Annotated in this window: 7 protein-coding genes; all 7 read left to right on the top strand. The window is 76.1% G+C overall.

All coding sequences use genetic code 11. The features are described from left to right. Positions 1-1,586, top strand: a 1,586-nt coding sequence (locus ACIQOV_RS21430; RefSeq protein ID WP_401050691.1) for a hypothetical protein, incomplete at its 5' end; no start/stop codon positions are given. Next, entirely contained in the window at positions 1,576-3,195 is a 1,620-nt protein-coding gene (locus ACIQOV_RS21425; RefSeq protein WP_401050689.1) for a CpaF family protein, read from the top strand. The genes ACIQOV_RS21430 and ACIQOV_RS21425, both read left to right, overlap by 11 nt. Then, entirely contained in the window at positions 3,195-4,160 is a 966-nt protein-coding gene (locus ACIQOV_RS21420) for a type II secretion system F family protein (protein WP_401050687.1), read from the top strand. Before ACIQOV_RS21425 ends, ACIQOV_RS21420 begins: the two co-directional genes overlap by 1 nt. After that, positions 4,157-5,035 carry a hypothetical protein gene (locus tag ACIQOV_RS21415; protein ID WP_359913793.1) on the top strand — a complete coding sequence of 293 codons (879 nt, stop codon included), beginning with the start codon at positions 4,157-4,159 and terminating at the stop codon, positions 5,033-5,035. The genes ACIQOV_RS21420 and ACIQOV_RS21415 overlap by 4 nt, the downstream gene beginning before the upstream one ends. A 110-nt stretch (positions 5,036-5,145) precedes the next feature. Beyond that, entirely contained in the window at positions 5,146-5,436 is a 291-nt protein-coding gene (locus ACIQOV_RS21410; RefSeq protein ID WP_401050685.1) for a hypothetical protein, read from the top strand. A 38-nt stretch (positions 5,437-5,474) separates the two neighbouring features. Continuing rightward, positions 5,475-5,849 carry a TadE/TadG family type IV pilus assembly protein gene (locus tag ACIQOV_RS21405; protein ID WP_401050682.1) on the top strand — a complete coding sequence of 125 codons (375 nt, stop codon included), beginning with the start codon at positions 5,475-5,477 and terminating at the stop codon, positions 5,847-5,849. 119 nt (positions 5,850-5,968) lie between these two features. Further along, positions 5,969-6,346 (top strand): pilus assembly protein, encoded by a 378-nt coding sequence (locus tag ACIQOV_RS21400; RefSeq protein WP_380635259.1) that lies wholly within the window; start codon positions 5,969-5,971, stop codon positions 6,344-6,346. Positions 6,347-6,492: the final 146 nt, after the last annotated feature.

The following is a 6,492-nucleotide window of genomic DNA, read 5'->3' as shown; positions in this document are numbered from 1 at the left end:
GGGGGCGCGGCGCCCGGGGCCACCACGCCGGGCCCCGGCGGCGCCGCCTCCGGGGCCCCGGCCGCGACGGGCGGCGCCTGATGGCCGTGATCGCGGTGGTCGGCGGCCCGGGCGCACCGGGAGCGACCACCACCGCCCTGGCGCTGCTGCTGTCGTGGCCGCTGTCGCCCGGCCGGCGGATCCTGCTGGTCGAGGCCGACCCGGACGGCGGCGCGGTGCTCGCCGGCGCCCTGGAGGGCCGGGTCGAGGCGGTGTACGGGCTGCGCAACCTGGCCGTCGCCGACCGGCGCGGACTGCTCACGCAGACCATCTGGGAGCAGCTGATCGACCTCTCGCCCGAGGGCAACGCCGAACGGCTGCTGCTGCCCGGGCTGACCGACCCCACCCAGGCGCCCGGCCTCGCCTACACCTGGGAACCGCTCGCCGAACTGCTGCACGGCGTGGAACGGCAGGGCTACGACGTCATCGTGGACCTCGGCCGCTCCGGGGCCACCGGCCACAGCGCGGTGCTCGCCCGCCGTGCCGACGCGGTGGTGGCGACGGTGCGCACCACGCTGCGCGGGCTGAGCTCGGTCCGGCCCCGGCTCGCCGCCCTGACCGAGGACCTGGCCACCGCCGGTACCGGGTCGGACGCGCTCGGGCTGCTGCTGGTCGCCGAGGGGCCGTACACGAGGGCGGAGGTGACCCGCGAGCTCGGGCTGCCGGTGCTCGGGGTGCTGCCGCACGCCACCCGGACGGCGAAGGTGCTCTCCGACGGCGGGGACACCGGCGACCGGCGGTTCATCCGCTCGGAGCTCATGCGCACGGCGCGGTCGGCGGCGGACGAGGTGCAGCTGCTGATCCGCCGTCGGCGCCAGCGGCTCGCGCCGGGAGCGGCGCAGGACGCGGCGCCGCCCCGGCTGACGGCGGTCGGCCCGGCGGCGGCCCCGGTCGCGGCGGCGGTGCCGATGCCGCCGGTCCCGACGGCTCCGGTGCCGGCCCCGCCGATACCGGCCCCGCCCGTGCCGATGGCGCCGCAGCCGTCGGTGTCCGTGCCCGTTCCCGGGACCGGGCCCGTGCCGTCGTCCGGGCCCGTGCCGTCGTCCGGGCCCGTGACGTCGCCCGGGGCGGGGCCGTCGTCCGGGGTGGGGCCGGTTCCTCCGCCCGCGTCCGCGCCGGGCCCGTACGGGCAGTCGGCCTACGGGACGGGCGGCCAGTCCGACCACGGGCAGCCGGGGTACGCCCAGCCGGGATACGGTCCGGGCGGCCACGGCCCGTCGCCGTACCCGCCGGGAGGGTACGGCACGGCGGCCCACGGCCGGTCCGTGCACGGCCGGTCCGGCTACGGGACGGCGGAGGGCGAGCAGCCCTCGTACACTCCGCCGCAGCCCGTCCCGCCGGTGATCACCACCGGCCCGGTGGCGCCGCTGGCCGGGCTGGCGCCGCAGCCGGCCGCGCCGGCACCCTTCCCGGCACACGTCCGGTCCGCCCCGTACGGCGAACCGGAAGACCAGTACCCGCTCCAGCAGCCGACAGTGACGAACAGTCAGGACGACATGGGCGGGCCGTACCCGAACAACCCCGGGGAGGTGCTCCGTGCGCGGTAGCCCCCTGCACCAGCGTCCCGCCTCCGATCCGGCCGCGCTGCCCTGGGCCGCGCCGCCGCCCGGACCGGTCGTCCCGCCGCACGGGTACCGGCCGGGACCGGTCGCGCCCCAGCCCGCCCCGGCGCAGCCCGTCGTGCCCCAGCCCGTTCCGCCCGGCGCGGCCGGGCCCGCCGCCGTGCCCTCCCAGCTGCCCTCGCTGGACCTGCGCGGCTCCGTCACCCGGCCCGCCGTCGACCCGCAGGTCGCCCGGGAGCTCAAGCGCCAGGTCGCGGCCGAACTGCACCAGCAGATCACCCGGTTGACCGCCGCCTCCGGCTCCGATCCGGACCGCGCCACCCGCCGTCAGCGCGGCCGGGCGCTGATCGAGGAGGCCGTCGCCCGGTGGTCCGACGCCTATGCGCAGACCCACGGCATCCCGCCCACTCGCGAGCAGGACCGCGCCCTCGCCGAGGCCGTCTTCGACCTGCTGTTCCGGGCCGGCCGGCTCCAGCCCTACCTGGACGACCCGGAGATCGAGAACATCCTGATCAACGGCTGCGACGACGTCTGGGTCTCCAAGGTGCACCAACCCCTGCGCCAGGTACCGCCGGTGGCCGAGAACGACGCCGAACTCATCGAACTGCTCCAGGACCTGGCCCGCCAGCACGGCGGCGGCGAGCGCAGCCTCTCCACCGCCAGCCCGACCCTCGCGCTGCGCCTGGAGGGCGGCATGCGCCTCCAGGCGCTCACCGAGGTGACGCCCCGCCCGTACATCGCGATCCGGCGCCACCGGGTGGCCTCGGCGACGCTGCCCGAGATGGTCGAACTCGGCACCCTGGACGCCACCCTGGCCGCCTTCCTGGCCTCCGCGATCCGGGCCCGGAAGAACGTGATGATCACCGGTACCCAGGGCGTCGGCAAGACCAGCCTGCTGCGCGCGATGGCCGCCGAGATCCCGCCGGACGAGCGGATCGGCACCCTGGAGTCGGAGTTCGAACTCTGGCTGCACACCCTCGGCCACCTGCGCCAGGTCGTCCCGATGGAGGCCCGCGAGGGCAACGGCGAGCGCGTCGAGGGGCGCCTGGCCGGGGAGTTGACCATCGGCGACCTCATTCCGGCCGCGCTGCGCATGACGCTCTCCCGGATCATCGTCGGGGAGGTCCGCTCCGGCGAGGTCGTCCCGATGCTGCGGGTGATGACCAACGGCGAGGGCGGCTCGATGTGCACCCTGCACGCCCGTGGCCCGCACATGGTCGTCGACCGCATCGCCGAACTCTGCCTGGAGTACGGCTCGCACATGACCGACTCGCTCGCCTACCGGCTCACCGCCAACGCCCTGGACCTCATCGTGCACGTCACCATGGTCGACGAGACCGCCGTCGGCGGCCGCCGGCACCGCTTCGTCTCCCACGTCCTGGAGGTCACCGGCCTCGGGGAGAGCGGCCGGCCCGCACTGAACACCGTCTTCGGTCCCCGGCCGGACCTCGGCGAGCCGCGGGCCGTCCCGCACACCCCGCCGCAGTGCCTGGACGACCTGCGCCGGGCCGGCTTCGACGCCTCGCTCCTCGGCTCCCGGTACGGGAGTTGGGCCACCCCGCTCCAGCTGCGGATCGGCGGTGGCGCGCGGTGATGCTGCTCTTCGCCCTCTGCGGGCTGGCGGTCGCGGGCGGCCTGGTCGCCCTGGTGGCCTGGGCCCGCGGCAGCGAGCCCGGCGCCGAGGACGGGGCCGAGCGGGAGCCCAACCCGCTGGCCGGCCGGATCCACGTGTTCTGGTACGGCGCCCCCGGGACGGCCGCGCACCGGATGGTGCGGATGCGCCGCGTCCAGCTGCCGCTCGCGCTCGCCGGCGCGCCGCTGGCCTGGCTGTTCACCGGCATCCCGCTGACCTCGCTGCTGGTGCCGCTGGCCGTCTTCGGCCTGCCCTGGCTGTTCGACACCACCCGCCCGGACACCCACCGGATCGAGCGGCTGGAGGCGCTCTCCGAGTGGACCCAGCGGATCGCCGACGTGCTGCTGCTCGGCGTCGGCCTCAACCAGGCCATCGTCACCAGCCGCCGCACCGCCCCGGCCGCCCTGGAGGACGAGATCGGCGAGCTGGCCGCCCGGCTGCAGGCCCGCTGGCGGCCCGAGGAGGCGCTGCGCGCCTTCGCCGACAGCCTCGCCGACGCCACCGCCGACAAGGTGCTCGCCGCGCTCGTGCTGCGGGCCGGGGACAGCGGCCCCGGCCTGGCCCGCACGCTCTCCGACATGGCCGACTCGGTGCGCGAGGAGGTCCGCCAGCGCCGCGCCATCGAGGCGGACCGGGCCAAGCACCGGACCACCATCCGCTGGCTGGTCGGCATCATCGTGCTGGTCGTCACCGTCGGCTCCTTCAACACCGAGTACACCCGGCCGTACGGGACCTTCCTCGGTCAGGTGGTGCTCGCCGTGGTCGCCGCCCTGTTCGTGGCGATCATCGCCTGGATGCGGGCGCTGGCCTCCCACCCGCCGGTGCCCCGGCTGCTGACGCCGGACCGGCGCAGCAGGAGCGGGCGCCGGTCCGCCGCACCGGCGGCCGCGCCGGAGCCGGCCGAGCAGCTCGGGGAGGTCCGGTGATCTCGCCCTGGTCCGTGCTGGCCGGCGCCTTCGCGGCCGGCGGCCTCGCCCTCCTGGTCGCCGAACTGCGGCCGGCGCCACCGGACCTGCGCCAGGCGCTGGACCGGCTGCACGCCACCCCCGCCGACCGCGAGCAGGACCCGGACGAGCGGCCCCGCTGGTACGACCGGATCGGCGAGCGGTCCGTCCACCTGCGCGGGGTCTCCGTACCGCGCCGTGAACTCGCCCTGATCGGCCGCACCCCGGCCCGGTTCATGGTGCACAAGCTGCTGTTCGCCGCGCTCGGCCTGCTGCTGCCCGCCTACCTGGGGGCGATGGCCGTGCTGATGGACACCGGCCTGCCGTTCGCGCTGCCGCTGGTCGCCGGGCCGCTGCTGGCCGGGCTGCTCTGGTTCGTCCCGGACGCCGTGGTGCGCGGCGAGGCCAAGGAGGCGCGCACCGAGTACCTGCACGGCATCGCCGCCTACCTGGAACTCGTCGCGATGGAGCGGGCCGCCGACTGCGGCCCCGCCGAGGCGCTGCGCCGGGCCGCCGCGGTCGGGCAGGGCACGGTGTTCCGGCGGATCCGCGACGCCCTGGAGCGCGCGGCCACCGACCGGCTCCCGCCGTGGGCCGGACTCGACGCGCTGGCCGAGGAACTGGGGCTCAGCCCGCTCCAGGACGTGGCCGACATCATGCGGCTGTCCGGCACCGACGGCGCCGCCGTCTACGACACCCTGCGGGCCCGCGCCAAGGGCCTGCGCGGGGAACTGCTCGCCGAGGACCTCGCCCGGGCGAACGCCGACAGCGAACGGATGGTCGCGCCCGGGGCCGCGCTGACCCTGCTGATGACCGTCCTGATCGTCTTCCCCGCCCTGCACCAGATGCTCAACTGACCGTGTTCCACGGCCGCGTACCGTCCCCGACGAGACCTCGCAAGCCCGACCCGCCCGTTCAGAGCAGCCGGCACCACCACACCACACCGCCACATCCCCGGGAGAACCCGATGACCGCACGAATCGCCCACCTGGCAGACCGGGTGCTGCGACCCGCCCTGCTACCGGTCCAGTTCGCACTGATGCTGTTCACCCTGCGGCTCGGCCGGCTGCGGGCCGCCCGGGCGCGCGGCGACCGCGGTGCGATCAGCATCGAACTCGCCCTCGCCATCATCGCGTTGGTTTTCGTCGCCGGTGCCGTGGCGACGGCGCTCTACCTGCTGAAGGACAAGGTCGTCAAGAAGGTCGAGCAGGACCCGAACATGCCGGGCGGCGCGGGCGCGGGCGGCGCCACCCAGTGATGCGTCCTGCTCTCCGCCGCAGGGGCGACCGGGGGTCGATGAGCGTGAGCCTCGCCATCGTCTTCCCGGTCGTCCTGCTGCTCCTGCTGCTCGTCGTCCAGGCCGCGCTGCTCTGGTACGACCGGCAGGTCGCGCTCACCGCGGCCCGCGAGGGTGTGGACGCCGGACGGGTGCAGAGCAGCGCGACGGACGGCGAGAAGAACGAGGCGGCCCAGCGGCAGGCCCGGGACTTCCTCGACCGGCAGGGCGAGCGCGGGTACGTGGTGCGGACCGACGGCAGCACGGCCCAGACCGTCCGGGTCACCGTGGAGCTGACCCCGCCGCTGCTGATACCCGGGCTCAGGGCGCCCACCGTCACCCAGTTCGCCGAGGCGCCGCGCGAGCGCTTCGTGGCGCCGGTGGTGAAGCCGTGAGGAGTGAACCGCGGGCACCCGGCGGGTGGCGGCGGCCATCGCGGCCGCCGCGGCGGCGGTTCTGGTCGCGGCGGCGCAGGCGGGACCGCGGCGGGATCGCGATCGAGGCGGCGATCGTCGTGCCGGGGGTCGTCGGGCTGGTCCTGGTGGCCATCGCCGCCGGTCGGGTGCAGACCACGGCCGGTACCGTGGAGGCCGCCGCCCGGGCCGGGGCCCGGACCGCCTCCCTGCAGCGCAGCGTGGACGGGATGGACCAGCCGGCCAGGGAGTCCGCCCTCGCCACCCTGCGCCAGCAGGGCGTGTCCTGCCGCAACGGGGACGTGCGGGTCGGCAAGGGGGAGTTGAACCTGCCGGGCGGACCGGCCACGACCGTCACCGTCACGGTGATCTGCGACGTGGAACTGGCCGACCTGCTCGGCGGACCGTCCGGGGTACCCGTGACGAAGCACCTCGTCGGCGAGTTCACCTCGGTGGTGGACCGTTACCGGGGCACATGACGGCGCGCGGCGCCGTCGCCGGGAAGACGGGGGATTGGAGACGGCCCGTGCGGGGGAGACGCAAGCGGAGAGCGCCCGGGGGATGACACAGCGGTACCGAGTGGCGCCCGGTGGGGGCCGGTGGGGAGAGCAGCGTGCGAAGTGGG

The organism is Kitasatospora sp. NPDC091257, assembly GCF_044757675.1.
GTDB classification, from domain to species: Bacteria; Actinomycetota; Actinomycetes; order Streptomycetales; family Streptomycetaceae; genus Kitasatospora; species Kitasatospora lactacystinica.
Note: the sequence above shows the minus strand (reverse complement) of the source record. Positions and strands in the feature narration are given on the sequence as shown.

Coding starts and splice junctions, on each gene's coding strand:
- ACIQOV_RS21420 (WP_401050687.1), top strand. CDS start 3,195: ATGCTGCTCTTCGCCCTCTGCGGGCTGGCGGTCGCGGGCGGCCTGGTC.
- ACIQOV_RS21405 (WP_401050682.1), top strand. CDS start 5,475: ATGAGCGTGAGCCTCGCCATCGTCTTCCCGGTCGTCCTGCTGCTCCTG.
- ACIQOV_RS21410 (WP_401050685.1), top strand. CDS start 5,146: ATGACCGCACGAATCGCCCACCTGGCAGACCGGGTGCTGCGACCCGCC.